General features: G+C 43.9%; 12 protein-coding genes. 2 read left to right on the top strand and 10 right to left on the bottom strand.

Going from position 1 to position 15,264, the window contains the following annotated elements; all coding sequences use genetic code 11:
* Window positions 1–17 precede the first annotated feature (17 nt).
* Both MusilaSJ_RS19415 and MusilaSJ_RS19410 read right to left on the bottom strand, forming a co-directional pair.
* A complete protein-coding gene (locus MusilaSJ_RS19415; protein WP_274986512.1) occupies window positions 18–401 on the bottom strand; it encodes a DUF1634 domain-containing protein in 384 nt (127 codons plus the stop codon).
* Between the two features lie 104 nt (window positions 402–505).
* On the bottom strand, window positions 506–1,342 hold the full coding sequence (locus tag MusilaSJ_RS19410) for a sulfite exporter TauE/SafE family protein (RefSeq protein WP_274986511.1): 837 nt from the start codon (window positions 1,340–1,342) through the stop codon (window positions 506–508).
* Between the two features lie 148 nt (window positions 1,343–1,490).
* Between MusilaSJ_RS19410 and MusilaSJ_RS19405 the strand changes: the two genes are divergently transcribed.
* Both MusilaSJ_RS19405 and dapA read left to right on the top strand, forming a co-directional pair.
* Window positions 1,491–3,329, top strand: a complete 1,839-nt coding sequence (locus tag MusilaSJ_RS19405; protein WP_274986510.1) for a UbiD family decarboxylase — start codon at window positions 1,491–1,493, stop codon at window positions 3,327–3,329.
* Between the two features lie 418 nt (window positions 3,330–3,747).
* On the top strand, window positions 3,748–4,644 hold the full coding sequence (gene dapA / locus MusilaSJ_RS19400) for a 4-hydroxy-tetrahydrodipicolinate synthase (RefSeq protein WP_274986509.1): 897 nt from the start codon (window positions 3,748–3,750) through the stop codon (window positions 4,642–4,644).
* Between the two features lie 180 nt (window positions 4,645–4,824).
* Here the strand turns inward: dapA and MusilaSJ_RS19395 are convergent, their stop codons facing one another.
* The 8 genes from MusilaSJ_RS19395 to murG form a co-directional block, all read right to left on the bottom strand.
* Complete coding sequence (locus MusilaSJ_RS19395) at window positions 4,825–5,004, bottom strand: BF3379 family histone-like protein (protein ID WP_022830046.1); 180 nt, start codon at window positions 5,002–5,004, stop codon at window positions 4,825–4,827.
* A 313-nt stretch (window positions 5,005–5,317) separates the two neighbouring features.
* Window positions 5,318–6,751: a glycoside hydrolase family 125 protein gene (locus MusilaSJ_RS19390; RefSeq protein ID WP_274986508.1), complete on the bottom strand. Its 1,434-nt coding sequence runs from the start codon at window positions 6,749–6,751 to the stop codon at window positions 5,318–5,320.
* Window positions 6,752–7,087: 336 nt separating this feature from the next.
* Window positions 7,088–8,332 carry an aminotransferase class I/II-fold pyridoxal phosphate-dependent enzyme gene (locus MusilaSJ_RS19385; RefSeq protein WP_274986507.1) on the bottom strand — a complete coding sequence of 415 codons (1,245 nt, stop codon included), beginning with the start codon at window positions 8,330–8,332 and terminating at the stop codon, window positions 7,088–7,090.
* A gap of 428 nt (window positions 8,333–8,760) precedes the next feature.
* Window positions 8,761–10,374: a cell division protein FtsZ gene (gene ftsZ, locus MusilaSJ_RS19380; RefSeq protein ID WP_274986506.1), complete on the bottom strand. Its 1,614-nt coding sequence runs from the start codon at window positions 10,372–10,374 to the stop codon at window positions 8,761–8,763.
* Window positions 10,375–10,504: 130 nt separating this feature from the next.
* The gene (gene ftsA / locus MusilaSJ_RS19375; protein WP_274986505.1) at window positions 10,505–11,845 is read right to left on the bottom strand and encodes a cell division protein FtsA; all 1,341 of its coding nucleotides are present in this window, start codon (window positions 11,843–11,845) and stop codon (window positions 10,505–10,507) included.
* Between the two features lies 1 nt (window position 11,846).
* On the bottom strand, window positions 11,847–12,710 hold the full coding sequence (locus MusilaSJ_RS19370; RefSeq protein ID WP_274986504.1) for a cell division protein FtsQ/DivIB: 864 nt from the start codon (window positions 12,708–12,710) through the stop codon (window positions 11,847–11,849).
* The gene (gene murC / locus MusilaSJ_RS19365; protein WP_274986503.1) at window positions 12,703–14,061 is read right to left on the bottom strand and encodes a UDP-N-acetylmuramate--L-alanine ligase; all 1,359 of its coding nucleotides are present in this window, start codon (window positions 14,059–14,061) and stop codon (window positions 12,703–12,705) included. The genes MusilaSJ_RS19370 and murC overlap by 8 nt, the downstream gene beginning before the upstream one ends.
* 54 nt (window positions 14,062–14,115) lie before the next feature.
* Window positions 14,116–15,264, bottom strand: coding sequence for an undecaprenyldiphospho-muramoylpentapeptide beta-N-acetylglucosaminyltransferase (gene murG / locus MusilaSJ_RS19360; protein WP_274986502.1), 1,149 nt, complete (start codon window positions 15,262–15,264; stop codon window positions 14,116–14,118).

The following is a 15,264-nucleotide window of genomic DNA, read 5'->3' as shown; positions in this document are numbered from 1 at the left end:
AAAAAGTTTTTAAAATATCAGCCTGCGTGACCGCTTATCATACTGGTTAAAATAATAAGCAACACAAGTACAGTGATGGCTGTGTACAAGTAATCTTTTTCCATAACAAAGCCAATGGCCGAAAATAATACCCTGATAACCGGCGTAGCTATCAGCAAAATTATCCCTGCCTGTATAATTGCCCGGCCGCGTAAAGTAAAAATACCGTGTATAATGCCACCAGGATTACTCACAAAATCGGGCACACCAACAAACTTGCTGTAATTAACATGGGTTTGCCCGTGCCTGTACAGGTAAATAACCCCACCAATAAAAATAACACTCATTGATACCAGCACCCCAGCGCGCAGTATCCAGCCTATTACGGCCTGCATATCGGTATCTCTAAACTTTTTAGTCATTTCCTTTGGTCATTAGGTCATTATGTCATTTTTCTTATCATATCGAACAGTCATTCCATTTCAACGCCATACAAAAATGACTTAATGACGCAATGCCCCAATGACTATATATTACCAGTGATTCCTTTATATATCATTTGCGATGCCAAAAAGGTAACCACCACGGCAAAAACTACACGTAGCCATCCCGACGATGAAGTATGTACCAATATCTTTGATCCGCTTAAGGCACCTAATAAAACCCCTATGGCTACCGGCATGGAAAGGCCCGGATCAATGTACCCCCGTTGCAAATAAACTACCGCGCTTGCTGCTGCGGTAACCCCTATCATAAAATTACTGGTAGTAGTTGATACCTTAAAAGGGATGCGCATAATGCCATCCATCGCCAAAACCTTCAGCGCTCCCGAACCTATGCCCAGCAATCCTGATATTACGCCTGCAAAAAGCATCATGAAAAATCCACCGCCTACATTTCTTACCGAATAAGTAATCTCGCCTGCAGGGCCGGGGAAACTGCCGTTCAGTTTTAGTTTTTCGGCCAATTCACTTTTTTGCTGATGAATATGTTCTGCCTTCTTTTTTAATGACATTACCGCTGATAAGATCAGGATGACACCAAATAAAACAGCTATAAAATTTGTGGGAATATAAATGGCTATCAATGCACCAACCATAGCACCGGCCGTTGTGGCAATCTCCAGGAACATCCCCAGCCTGATATTGGTGATCCCTTCTTTAACATAAGCTGCTGCCGAACCTGATGATGTGGCAATAACCGAGATCAGAGAAGCCCCGATGGCGTACTGAATATCCACCCCAAGTAAAATAGTAAGCAGCGGAATAATAACAACCCCTCCGCCCAACCCGGTTAACGAGCCCAGCAAACCCGCCAAATACGACCCAACAAGTATAATAAGCGTTAGTACTGTTACCGACATAGGGTAATTGATATTTACCGGCTAAAGTAAGGATTTTATCATTAGGTGATTGAACGTTCCCTATGTTAATTGAGTATGAAACCTACCTGAAATGTCAATGACTCAATGAAATGAATGACCCAATGAACTAATTTCTTAATTTCGCCGCATGGGTTACTCAAGTTTACAAGCCTGCATTGCCGATCTCGAAAAAAACGGCCACTTAATACGCGTTAAGGAACAGGTTGATCCTTACCTGCAAATGGCGGCCATACACCTGCGTGTATTTGAAAACGAAGGCCCGGCCATATTATTTGAAAATGTAAAAGGAAGCCGTTTTCCAGCGGTATCCAATCTGTTTGGTACGCTCGACAGGTCGAAATTCATATTCAGGGACACGCTCGAAAAGATCAAGGTTCTGGTCGATATAAAAAATGATCCAATAAAAGCCATCAAAAACCCTTTTAAATATGCAGGTGTTGGCTTAACGGCGCTCTCGGCATTGCCTATGAAAAGCGGTGCAGGCGCACCTGTTAAATTTGGCAAATGCAACATCAGTGATATCCCGCAAATTGTAAACTGGCCTATGGATGGCGGCCCGTTTGTTACCATGCCCCAGGTATATACTGAGGATGCCGATCAACCGGGCATTATGAACGCCAACCTGGGCATGTACCGCATCCAACTTGCCGGTAATGACTATATCCAAAACAACGAGATCGGTTTGCACTACCAGATCCACCGGGGTATTGGTGTGCATCAAACCAAAGCCAATGCCAAAGGACAGCCCTTAAAGGTGAGCATCTTTGTGGGCGGTCCACCGGCGCACCCTGTGGCTGCGGTAATGCCCCTGCCCGAAGGCTTATCAGAAATGACTTTCGCCGGCGCGTTAGGCAACCGCCGTTTCCGCTATTTTTATGATGCTGAAGGTTTCTGCATTTCGACTGATGCTGATTTTGTGATAACCGGCACAGTTATGCCGCACGAAAATAAACCTGAAGGCCCCTTTGGCGATCATTTGGGCTATTACAGTTTGGTACATCCTTTCCCGCTGATGAAAGTACATAACGTTTATCACCGTAAAGATGCTGTATGGTCGTTCACCGTGGTTGGCCGCCCGCCGCAGGAGGATACCAGCTTTGGGGCACTGATACATGAAATTACAGGCTCGGCTATTCCCAAAGAAATTCCCGGCCTGCATGCCGTTAACGCAGTTGACGCGGCAGGTGTACATCCCCTGCTTTTTGCCATTGGCAGCGAGCGCTATACCCCTTATCTTAAAGAGCGCAAGCCACAGGAGATAGTTACTATTGCCAATCATATACTGGGTAAAGGACAATTGAGCCTCGCAAAATACCTGTTTATTGCGGCGCAGGAGGATGACCCTAAACTTAATGTGAATAATGTGGGCGGCTTCATGAAGCACGTCCTGCAAAGGATAGACCTTACCCGCGACCTGCATTTTCACACCAACACCACTATCGATACACTTGACTATAGCGGCGAAGGCCTAAACTCGGGTAGCAAAGTAGCCATTACGATTGCCGGCGAAATCAAACGTGAACTGTGGGCTGAGCTGCCCGATTGGTTTAGTCTTCCCCGCCCAATTAGCGCTTATAAAATGGCTATACCCGGTGTGCTCATGGTTGAAGTGCCCAAACATGTAAATCACAAGGACATCGATAATATAATCAGCATTATAGAATACAGCCTGCAGGATGAAGACCCTACCGGCTTGCCTTTAATGGTACTTTGTGATGATGCCGGTTTCGCCGCCCAAACCATTAACAATTTCGTCTGGGTAACCTTTACCCGCAGTAATCCATCGCACGATATTTACGGACTTGGCAGCTTTACTGAGCACAAGCACTGGGGTTGTAAAGGTCCGCTGATTATTGATGCCCGGATAAAACCACATCATGCCCCCGTGTTGGAGCGGGTGCCGGAGGTAGAAAAAACAGTTGATAAGCTGGGCGAAAAGGGAGGATCGTTGTTTGGGATAATTTAATGGAACCTTGATTAAATAGATTTAAAGATTTTAGGATTTTCCATTCGGTTAATTCTTAAATCCTGTAAATTTTGATTCAGACAACGCGTTAAGGATTGCAGCAGATACCGGCCGTGTGGCTAAGGCCCGTGCAGTATGAGCGGAAAGCCTGGGCCGCAGGCAACGCCATTATTGATTTCGAAATTGAGATGTTCGATTTCGGATTTGAAATATTCAAAACTTAAACGAATTATTAAAATTTATTGAATCTGCCCGGCATTCTGTTAACTCTTAAATTCCATAAATTCGAGTTCAGACAACTCCCCACCCAAAATCCAACTTTAAACGCAACCAAGGCACTTTTTCAAAAAATAAACCTCTAATAAACTCTTAATCTCCAATCAGTAATCACTATATTAGCATCCTTTTAATTTTAATCATGAATATATTTTACGGAACAGGGGTAGCTATGGTAACCCCTTTTCATGCGGATGGTCAAATTGACTACAACGGGTTGAGAAACCTGATTGAACATTTGATTGATGGCGGGGTGGAATACCTTGTATCGTTAGGTACAACCGGCGAAAGTGCCACATTGAGCGAGGCTGAACGAAAGCAGGTTTGGACTTTCACAGCCGAAGTGGTAAATAAGCGCGTTGGCCTGGTAGCAGGTATTGGCGGTAATAATACTCATGAAGTTGTTGAGCAAATAAAATCATTTGATATAGAAGGCTATGATGCTATACTTTCAGCAAGTCCGCATTATAACAAACCTACTCAGGAGGGCATTTATCAGCACTACAGGGCTATAGCACAAAATACTAAACTGCCTATAATTCTGTATAACGTACCAAGCCGTACAGGCAGTACCATCAGCGCCGACACAACTGTACGCCTGGCAAAGGAGTTTAAAAACATAATCGGTATCAAAGAAGCATCGGGCAATTTCGACCTGTTTAACCAGTTAATGCGCAACAAGCCCGAGGATTTCCTGTTTATATCGGGCGATGATCCGGTTACTTTGCCCATGATGGCCTTAGGCGGAGTTGGTGCAATATCGGTTATTGGTAATGCTTTGCCGCGTCAATTATCTGACATGGTTAGGCTTTTGCTAAACGGCGATTACAAAGCAGCACATGCCGCGCATTTTGACCTGATTGAGTTTACCCGTTTAATGTTTACCGAAGGCAGTCCTGCCGGAGTAAAAACCGCACTGAAACAATTAGGCATCTGCGGCGATACTGTGAGGCTACCGTTAGTACAGGTAAGCGAAAAAACTGCTGGAGCTATTGCCGAAGAGCTTAAAAAGCTGGTTCCTGTAGCGGTGAAGGCGTAAATGTCTTTCGAGAGACGCATATTGGGTCTCGGACAGAACGGCAACCATACGAACTGCCAGACATGACATGATGGGAGACGCAATTATGCGTCTCTGCAACATAAATCTCACAAGTTTTAACAATAAAAAACCCGGTCCATGAACCGGGTTTTTTATTGGAATAAGATGATAAAAATCTTACTAAGCCTCTTTATTCTTAGCCTCCTGAACTTCAAGGCGGATTGCCTGTGCCAGGTTTTTAAGATCCTGCATGCCTTTACGTACACGTGTACCGGCAGCGCTGTTTCCTTTATTGTAGAATTTATCGGCGTCGGCCTCTAAAGATGCTACAAGCTCTTTTACTTCAGTAAATTTTTTCATTTAATTACTCCTTTTAAATTTTGAGGTTTATTGTTTTAATTAAGCTAAGCTAAAATGTTTTTCTTTAATTAAAAACTTTTAAAGCTAAAAAATACGGCCTTGACAGTGGTTTTTTTCCACATTTTTACCATTTTTACTTTATTAGCTTTTGCTTATTTTCCATTAAAAAGTTCAAATCAAACTTATACTTTAAAATAAGTTTGATTAATAATTAAAATACATAACATAGTTTACTATAAATAATATTTACAGCAAGCTATACAATCTAAACACAGTATTTAAATACTATTAAGTATTAATATATTTAGCGGGTTTAAAAAGTCTGCTGCAGTATGTCAGGATAGTGTTCATGCACTTTTAGTATCAATTCGCCAAATAAAGTGTTAGCCCAGGCAAACCATTTACGGGTAAAGTCCTTGGCATCGTCCTTATTAAAGGATTCATGCATGAAACCTGTGCCCGCGTGGGTACTTTTCAGCCATTTAATACACTGTACAATCTCTGCTTTATCGGTTGATGTAATGCCGCGCATAATGATTGCCATTGGCCAAATGTAGCCAATACCTACGTGCGGGCCACCAATACCTTCGGCAGCGGTACCTTTGAAATAGTAGGGATTGCTATCGCTCAGTACAAATTTGCGGGTGCTTTGGTACAGCGGGTCATCAACTTTTACAGAATCAAGATAAGGCAGGGCCAACAGACTTGGAACGTTCGAATCATCCATGAAAAGCTGGTTTCCATACCCATCAACCTCAAACGGAATAACCTGGCCAAATTGCGGATGATTACCTACAGCGTATTGCTTAAGCGCTGCCTGAACCTCTGTTGCTAAAGCCTTACAAGCATCAGCGGTAGCATTATCATGACCGATGGTACTGTACATTTCGGCCATTTGGTTTAAGCTTGCTACCGCGAAGTAGTTTGAGGGGATCAGAAATGGATAAATGGTAGCATCATCCGATGGGCGGAAAATAGAGCAGATCAAACCAACCGGTTTAACGGGGTTACCATAACCTTTGTTAGGCGCGGTATCACTTTGTGTTTCAGTTTTACGCTGGAAGAAGTATGGGCCTCTGCCATCCTTACGTTGCTGTTCCTTGAAAGTAGCAAGGATGATCTTGCCGGCTTTTTGCCAGTTATCGTCAAAAAAGCTGCTGTCGCCGCTAATCTTCCAATAGTTGTAAGCCAATCTTACAGGATAACAAAGAGAGTCGATCTCCCACTTACGCTCGTGCAGTTCGGGCTTCATATTGGTGCGGTCGCTATCCCATTCGCTGCCGGTTGGGCCCTCGTTAAAGGCATTTGCATATGGGTCAATGATCACGCACTTAGCCTGGCGGCTCAATACACCCTGGATTAATTTCTTAAGCGCCGGATCATTTTTAATGAGCGGCAGGTATGGCCAAACCTGTGCAGACGAATCGCGCATCCACATAGCGTTGATATCGCCCGTAATTACGAAGGTATCAGGCTTGCCATCTTTTTCAGAATAATTTACCGTAGTATCTAAAGTATTGGGGTAGCAGTTTTCAAATAGCCAGGCAACTTCAGGATCTTTAATATCAGCCTTAACTTTTTTTATGATGGCTTCAACAGCCTTGCTGGTGAACTTACGGTCGGCCGGTTTCGGGCGCTGACTTTCAAAAGCCGGGGTCATTGCCGAAGCAAATGCAGGAGTTAAACCCAAACCGATACCGGCGGCTGCAACGCCGTTAATTTTTATAAAATGTCGTCTGCTTAACATATGGTTTTGTAATGGTAGCTGTAAAAATAGAAAAGCATTTCAGTTAAACAAAAAAGCTTGCTAAAATAATTTAGAAAACGTTTTATCAAGGTTTTTGAAGAAATACTTTCACTAATTTTTCGAATTAAATCGAATTACACGAATTATATTTTGTCAATTATTCGACATTAATCTCTTAAAATTTCAAAAGAATGTTTATGACTTATCTATCTTTTTTAAATTCGTGTAATTCGATTAAATTGTATTACACCTGCAAAGCATTCGTGTAAAAATAAAAAGCCCCAAATTTCTTTGAGGCTTCCAATATTATAAAAATATTATAAAACGGATATGCTATTAAGCAATTTCCAGCTTATTCTCTTTGTAATAACCGGCTTTCAATTTTTCGCCGATAGCGCTGTACGCATCAAGGGTACGTTGTACATCCTCCAAACTATGAGCTGCTGTTGGGATCAGCCTTAATACAATTAAGCCTTTAGGGATAACCGGGTACACTACTATCGAACAAAAGATACCGTAGTTCTCGCGCAAATCACGGGTTAGGGCAGTGGCTTCAAAAAGATCGCCCTTTAGAAATACCGGGGTAACCATAGTGTTTGATACGCCGAGGTCAAAACCGCGTTCCCGTAAACCTTGCTGCAGAGCATTTGCAATCTGCCACAATTTTTCACGAAGCTCGGGCTGCGATTTCAGCATTTCAAAACGCTTTTTCAAACCTAATACCATTGGCATAGGCAATGCCTTGGCAAAAGTTTGCGAACGCATATTGTAACGCAGGTAATGAATAATATCCTGATCGGCAGCAACAAAGGCACCAATACCGGCCATTGATTTAGCAAAAGTAGCAAAGTACACATCTACTTCATCCATACAATCCTGCTCTTCATGCGTACCGGCACCGGTTTTACCCATGGTACCAAAACCATGCGCATCATCAACCAATAAGCGGAAGTTGAATTTCTTTTTAAGGTCAGCAACCTGTTTAAGCTTGCCTTGAGCGCCTGACATGCCAAAGACCCCTTCGGTAATTAACAGGATCCCGCCGCCGGTTTGTTCTGTTAAACGGGTTGCGCGTTCAAGCTGTTTTTCGCAGCTTTCGATATCGTTATGCTGGTAAACAAAGCGTTTACCCATATGTAAGCGTACGCCATCAATAATACAGGCGTGCGATTCGGCATCGTATACAATAACGTCATTCCTGTCAACCAGCGCATCAATTATCGATACCATTCCCTGGTAACCGTAATTTAGCAAAAAGGCCGACTGCTTGCCAACAAAGGCAGCCAGGTTGTTCTCCAGCTCTTCGTGATGGATTGAGTTTCCCGACATCATCCTTGCTCCCATTGGGTAAGCCATGCCGTAATCGGCCGCGGCTTGCGCATCGGCCTGTCTTACTTCGGGATGATTAGCCAAGCCAAGGTAATTATTCAAGCTCCAAACCAAATGCTCCTTACCCTTAAACTCCATGTGCGGGCCTATCTCACCTTCCAGCTTAGGAAAAGAAAAATAACCATGCGACCACTTTTGATGCTGACCTATCGGCCCACCCAAGCTTTTTGTTATTTTATCAAATAAATCCAAAATGAATTGTTTTTATAAATTTAAATGCAAATATAGCCGTTAAAACACCTTTAAACAATAGCTATAACTTTTTAGAATAGGTTATAACTTGGAGGAAAGAAGCAAGAATCAAGAGAAGAGATATTCTTTCCCTAAATATAAAACTGCTGTCATTTCGACGAACAGAGTGATGGCCTGTGTGATCGGGTGAGGAGAAATCTTGTACGCTCTGCAATTACTACATACAACGCACTATCGCATAGCGTACAAGATTTCTCTTTCGCCCCAACGTCCTCTGCCCCGCCCTGCTCTATCGAAATGACATTTTTTTACTATAATAACAAAAAGGGAGATCAACGCTCAGATATAATTCTTTTGTTGATCTCCCATTCAATTATTGTGGTTTTTATTTCTCTTGATTCTTGACTCTAAAAGTCTTGCATCTCTTCTTAATCCGCGTTTCCGTACAAATACGAGTTGTTATTCCTGATCTCCACGTTACCTTCGCTATCCTGCATCAGGGAAAAACGGGAGATCTGGCTTTCGTCAGATGCAGGGGTATCCTGCAACGCTATCTCTTTACGTTTGTAGGCAGGGACATTTTCCAGTTCCTGGATATTGCCTGTACGCAGTTTCATGCTCAGGTCTTTCAGCCTCATGATCCGCTCACGTGATTTTTTCAGCTGCTCCTCAATTGACTCGTTGGTTTTGTTATCATCAGCACCAACAACAGGCTGCGGTGCGGGAATTGGCTCCGGCTCAGGTTCGGGCACGCGTGGCTGTTCCCTTACCGGCTGCTCGTAGCTTACAGGCTCACTCATTTTAAAAGTGAACCCCGCAGTATCCGCCTCGTTATCAGCTTCAGGCTCTTCCTCGTGCATCAGGCTATGCCTAACTACAGCGGGTTCTTCCTGCCGACTGCCCGCAAACATATCAAACAACCCAGCTTGTTTAGCATCCTCTTTAGGAGCTTTAGCATAAGGCTCGGCAGGAGCATCAACCTTAACCGGTTTAATAAATTCGTTAACCGGCTTTGCCTGCTGAGGCTCTTCAGGAACCAGCATCGAAACTATTTTCTTGTTGCTGTTTTCCTTTTCGCGTTCGTCCTTAGTTTGGAAACCGGTAGCAATAATGGTTACCGATAATTGCTCACCCAGGTTTTCGTCGATACAGTTACCCCAGATCAGGTCGGCAGCTAAACCGGCTTCTTCCTGGATGTAATCAGTAATTACACTGATCTCATCCATGGTAACTTCTTTAAGGCCCGAGCTGATATTCAGCAAGATATATCGTGCACCTTCAATTTCATTATCTTTCAACAATGGCGATGCCAATGCACCTTCTACAGCTTTAAGGGCACGGTTTTCACCATCGGCACTAAAGCTACCCATGATTGATACACCGCTATCCTTCATCACCGTGCGCACATCTTTAAAGTCGACGTTGATATAACCCGGTAAGGTGATGATCTCAGCAATCCCTTTAGCCGCCGTGGTCAATATATTATCAGCCTGTGCAAATGCGGAGCTCATGGTAAGATTGCCAAAAATCTGGCGTAACCTGTCATTCGAGATCACAAGAAATGAATCGACATACTTACGCAGCTCTTCCAAACCTGCATCGGCCTGCATTTTACGGCGTTTACCTTCAAAAGAGAAAGGTGTGGTTATGATACCGACCGTTAATATATCCATTTCACGCGCTGCTTTGGCAATGATAGGGCTTGCGCCTGTACCTGTGCCGCCGCCCATACCAGCTGTAATGAACAGCATTTTGGTATTAACGCCCAACATCTGTTTAATATCGTCGATATTTTCAATAGCCGAATTTTTACCAACTTCGGGTATTGAGCCTGCACCCATGCCCTCGGTTAAACTGGCACCCAACTGCACCTTGTTAGGTATAGGGCTCAGCTCCAATGCCTGGGCATCCGTGTTGCAGATTATAAAATCAACACCGGTAATTCCTTGCCTGTACATATGGTTTACCGCGTTACCACCACCACCGCCAACACCAATTACCTTGATGATTGACGATTTTTCTTTTAACATTTCAAAATGCATAATCTTCGTTTTCAGCTATATGTAAATCAACCCAACATTAGATTTTACCATCGTAATAATAACACTTTTTCAACAAGGTTTATCCACATTTGTGAGCAATGTGAATAAGTTTAGCTCTTGTGAATAATTATTATTTCAGAAAGTCCTCATCCTTAATGTCATCCTTAATAAATGTGATGCTTTTTTTCAGCAGCCTGTCTAACAAGCCCCCTTCTTTTGTTTTAGCATCGTATTTGGGCTTAGCTTTTACTTCGGCAGGGATTGCTTCATTCATGTATTCCATCTTCTGGATCCCTTTGATGAGCAAACCGATACCGGTAGCAAAAGTTGGGCTCTGCAATTCTTCGTACGTGTTTTTGGGCAGCACTTCATTTTTGGCCAGATGCTCCGTAGGGTAACCGACACGGCAATCCAAACCGGTAACAAACTCCACCAACTGGCGTAAGTGTTTCAGCTGCGCACCACCACCTGTTATTACGATCCCTGCTATCAGCTTTTTCTCGTAGCCTGATGATTTTATCTCGTAATAAACATGCTCTACTATTTCTTCCATACGGGCCTGGATCACGTAAGCCAGGTTTTTTACCGAAATTTCTTTCGGCTCACGGCCGCGCAAACCCGGCACACATACAATCTCGTTCTCTTTGTTCTCATCGGCCAAAGCTGATCCAAACCTTACTTTCAGTTGCTCGGCAATGTTGCGCATTACCGAACAGCCTTCGCGGATATCCTCAGTTACGCTGTTACCGCCGAACGGAATAACTGCTGTATGACGAATGATACCTTCGTGGAAGATGGCCACATCGGTAGTACCACCACCAATATCAACCAATACTACACCGGCTTCTTTTTCCTCTTCGCTCAAAACAGACTCGGAAGAAGCCAGCGGCTCAAGGATCAGTTCCTGGCTTTCCAGGCTGGCCTTGTTAACACATTTTACAATGTTTTTGATAGCCGTTACCTGGCCAGATATGATATGGAAGTTAGCCTCAAGCCTAACACCTGCCATACCTATCGGATCTTTAATGCCCGGTTCATTATCCACAGTAAACTCCTGTGGCAATACATGAATGATCTCCTCGCCCGGAGGCATCACCAGGTTATACATATCCTCAATCAGCTTATCAATATCCTTACGACCGATTTCTGATTGCAGATCGCGACGGGTTATCAAACCGCGGTGCTGCAAGCTTTTGATATGCTGACCTGCAATTCCCACGTTCACTACCCTGATTTCTACATTTGATTGCGAGCCCGCCACCTCCACCGCCTGGTGGATGCCCTGTACTGTTTTATCTATATTTGAAACCACCCCGCGCGTTACACCGGCAGATTCGGCTTTGCCAATTCCTAAAACCTCAATCTTCCCGTTCCTGCTCCTGCGCCCAACGATGGCACAGATCTTGGTAGTTCCGATATCCAATCCTACTACAATTGGCGAACTTTTTTCCTGAGTTGAGCTTTTGTCCATATTACAATTTAATTTGAGATGAGTCCCTTTTCGTTTTAAGCGAATCCTGCTTGGCAACTTTAGCTGCTTTTGCCGAATCAGCTTTTATATTTTCATTTTTTATACCGATAACCTGGTTAGTATATTTTACATTGATCATTTTATAGGTGTCCCAGCCTACCTTTGGCAGCACCTGCTTATAAAAAGCCTGCAGGTTATTCAGCTTTACATTAAGCGAATCCGCATTGCCGATCAGGATCCTTTGGTTACCCACCCTCGGGATCAGCTCTATCTCGCGCTCACTGTTCACGTACATCTGTGCTATCTGTGCGTCCCAAAGCGAATCCTTACGGATATAATCCGCAGTTTTAAACAGGTCCTTTGCCAGGCGCGTATGCAAGGAATCAACACGGTTGGTAAACAGCTCTTCAATAAAACCATTAGCTACCAATACCCTTGCAGTAAAGTTTGATGACAGCGGAATCTTTAAGCCATTTTGATCTACATAAAAATCCATATCATAATGGTTCATGATCCGCAATATCGGCTGGCGCTGGCTTACTTCAACCCTCAGCACACCGTCCATCTCGGTATAAACTTTGGCAAACTCAATAAATGGGTTAGCTTTCAGCTTATCCTCCAACTCCTGGATATTAATGTTTCCGATAAGCCTGCCTACCAACGAGTGACTGGTAACTTCAATAATGTGATCAACCTCCTGCTTATCAATAAAATATTGCCCGCCGGGGATGCTTACATTTACCGAAGTGCACTTTACGCCCGCTTTTTTTGTTTCAATAAAACTCATGAGCACCACAAGGCCACCCAGGCTTATAACCCAGGCACAACCTATCAGCAGGCGCTTCCAAATGAGTTTTTTATTCATTGCTTAATACTTGTTTTAAGGGTTGCACCAGCGTGTCAATATCGCCGGCGCCCACCGTTAATAATAACCCGGGCTTTTCGGCAGCTACTGCGGCTACCGCGGCCTCTTTACTCAGGATCCTTTTATTTTGCAGTTGCATGCGGTTAAGCAGCATCTGCGAATTAACGCCTTCAATCGGCAATTCGCGAGCCGGATAAATTTCCAGCAATATCAACTCATCTACCATATCCAACACTTCGGCAAAGCCATCGGCAAAGTCGCGGGTACGGGTAAATAAATGCGGCTGAAAAATGGCCGTTAACTTTTTCTTCGGATATAGCCTTCTAATTGATGAAATACATGCCCTCAGCTCTTCGGGGTGATGCGCATAATCATCAATATAGATATACTCCGGTGTTTTAACTATGTATTCAAACCGGCGTTTAACACCTTTAAATGATGACAGTGCTTCCTTGATATCAGCTGGGGCAATATCCAGTTTCAACACTGCTTCAATAGCGGCAACAGCATTTTCTACATTGTGGGTACCTGCTATGCCCATTTTTATATCTGCAATATTTACAGCTGCGCTGTTATAATCAAAGTAAAAATCACCATCAATTATCCTCACGTTTGAAGCATGCGCATCGGCGGTTTCGTCTTCAAATGCGTAGGTATAACCTCTATCCAGGGGCAAGCCTTTTTTGTGCACCAGTGTGCCGCCCGGTTTTATCTGCGAAGCAAAAAGCTTAAACGACTCCGTCAGATGTGCATGATCGCCATAAATATCCAGGTGATCGGCGTCCATTGATGTGATGATGGCCACATCAGGATACAGCGTAAGGAATGAACGGTCATATTCATCGGCCTCAACTACCATTACATTATTTTTACCGTACAGTACATTGGTTTGATAGTTTGACGAAATACCACCCAAAAATGCCGAGCAATCATTGCCCGAAGCCTTAAGCAAATGCGCCACCATGGTTGATGTGGTGGTTTTGCCATGCGTACCTGCCACAGCTATGGTGTATGAGCTTTTGCTGATCAAGCCTAAAACCTGCGAACGTTTGAACAACTCAAAGCCCTGATTTTTAAAATAGTTTAATATATGCGAATCCTTTGGTACAGCAGGCGTATAAATAATCAGCGTATCGCTGCAGCGTTTCTGGAAACTCATGGGGATATAATCCGCATGGTCTTCAAAAACAACCTGGATCCCCTCGTTGTGCAACTGGTTTGTTAAATCCGTCGACGTTTTATCATATCCGCAAACAATACAACCCAAATGATGGAAATAGCGTGCCAGGCCACTCATACCGATGCCGCCTATGCCTATGAGATAAACTCTTTTTATGTCGTGCAGTTCCATTTTTAATTTGTTTAAAAAAGGTCCTCCTCTCTTTGGAAGAGGAGGACCATCATTCTAATTGTTACTTATTATTTGGATAAGTTCCTTTGCTATAACGTCATCGGCATTTGGCATGGCCATTTTACCAATATTATTGCTCAGTTTCTTTTGCAGGTCGCGGTCATCTAATAATTCAAGCGCCCTGTCAACCAGTTTTGCTTCGGCATCACGGTCGGCCACAAAAACAGCCGCGTTTTCGTGTACCAGGGCCAAAGCGTTCTTAGTTTGATGATCTTCGGCTACATTAGGCGAAGGCACCAGGATAACCGGCTTTTTAATGGCACACAGTTCGGCAATGGTACCGGCCCCAGCCCTTGATATAATGATATCAGCAGCGGCATAAGCCAGGTCCATCCGGGTTAAAAATTCCCTGATCTGCAGATCGGGGTGATAATTTTCGCCCAGCTTTTCGATAATGCTTTTATAATAAAACTTACCTGTTTGCCATATCACCTGTACATCGGCAGCCAGCAGTTTATCAATGCCGTTCATGATGCTGTTGTTCAGTGTACGCGCCCCAAGACTTCCCCCGGTTATCAGTATCGTTTTTTTAAAGGCCGAAAGATGATACAGCTCCAAAGCCTGCATGTGTTTGCCGGCAATGTTTACCGCATCCTTGCGGATTGGGTTGCCGGTTTTGATGATTTTACCGGCAGGGAAAAATTTCTCCATCCCGTCAAAAGCAACACAGATCTTTTTGGCATGTTTACCCAGCCATTTATTGGTAATACCAGCATACGAGTTTTGCTCCTGTATTAGGTATGGAATATTCTTTAACGATGCCGCGTACAACAACGGCCCCGAAGCATATCCGCCAACACCTACAGCAGCATCGGGCTTAAAATCTTTAATGATCTTAATGGCTTTGCGTACGCTATTGGCAAGTTTGACGGGGAACATCAGGTTTTTAACGATAGAGCCGCGCTGGATGCCCTGGATATCCAATCCGATGATCTTATAACCTGCCGCCGGAACTTTTTCCATTTCCATACGCCCGTTGGCACCTACAAACAGGATCTCGATATTGGGATCAATATTTTTTAAAGCATTGGCAATAGAGATAGCCGGGAAGATATGCCCCCCTGTTCCGCCACCGCTTATGATGATACGCGGCGACGCCCCCCCCGCCCCCTGAAGGGTGTGCTTTTGAGTTGCGCCTTTCAT

Origin of the sequence: Mucilaginibacter sp. SJ (assembly GCF_028993635.1) — a bacterium.
Lineage (GTDB): Bacteria > Bacteroidota > Bacteroidia > Sphingobacteriales > Sphingobacteriaceae > Mucilaginibacter.
The sequence above is the reverse complement of the archived record's forward strand: the minus strand, read 5'-3'. Positions and strand labels throughout refer to the sequence as shown.

Bases quoted from the DNA above. Each gene is read 5' to 3' on its own strand.
- MusilaSJ_RS19415 (WP_274986512.1), bottom strand. From the start codon at position 401: ATGACTAAAAAGTTTAGAGATACCGATATGCAGGCCGTAATAGGCTGG.
- MusilaSJ_RS19410 (WP_274986511.1), bottom strand. From the start codon at position 1,342: ATGTCGGTAACAGTACTAACGCTTATTATACTTGTTGGGTCGTATTTG.
- MusilaSJ_RS19405 (WP_274986510.1), top strand. From the start codon at position 1,491: ATGGGTTACTCAAGTTTACAAGCCTGCATTGCCGATCTCGAAAAAAAC.
- dapA (WP_274986509.1), top strand. From the start codon at position 3,748: ATGAATATATTTTACGGAACAGGGGTAGCTATGGTAACCCCTTTTCAT.
- MusilaSJ_RS19395 (WP_022830046.1), bottom strand. From the start codon at position 5,004: ATGAAAAAATTTACTGAAGTAAAAGAGCTTGTAGCATCTTTAGAGGCC.
- MusilaSJ_RS19390 (WP_274986508.1), bottom strand. From the start codon at position 6,751: ATGTTAAGCAGACGACATTTTATAAAAATTAACGGCGTTGCAGCCGCC.
- ftsZ (WP_274986506.1), bottom strand. From the start codon at position 10,374: ATGCATTTTGAAATGTTAAAAGAAAAATCGTCAATCATCAAGGTAATT.
- ftsA (WP_274986505.1), bottom strand. From the start codon at position 11,845: ATGGACAAAAGCTCAACTCAGGAAAAAAGTTCGCCAATTGTAGTAGGA.
- MusilaSJ_RS19370 (WP_274986504.1), bottom strand. From the start codon at position 12,710: ATGAATAAAAAACTCATTTGGAAGCGCCTGCTGATAGGTTGTGCCTGG.
- murC (WP_274986503.1), bottom strand. From the start codon at position 14,061: ATGGAACTGCACGACATAAAAAGAGTTTATCTCATAGGCATAGGCGGC.
- murG (WP_274986502.1), bottom strand. From the start codon at position 15,264: ATGAAAGGCGCAACTCAAAAGCACACCCTTCAGGGGGCGGGGGGGGCG.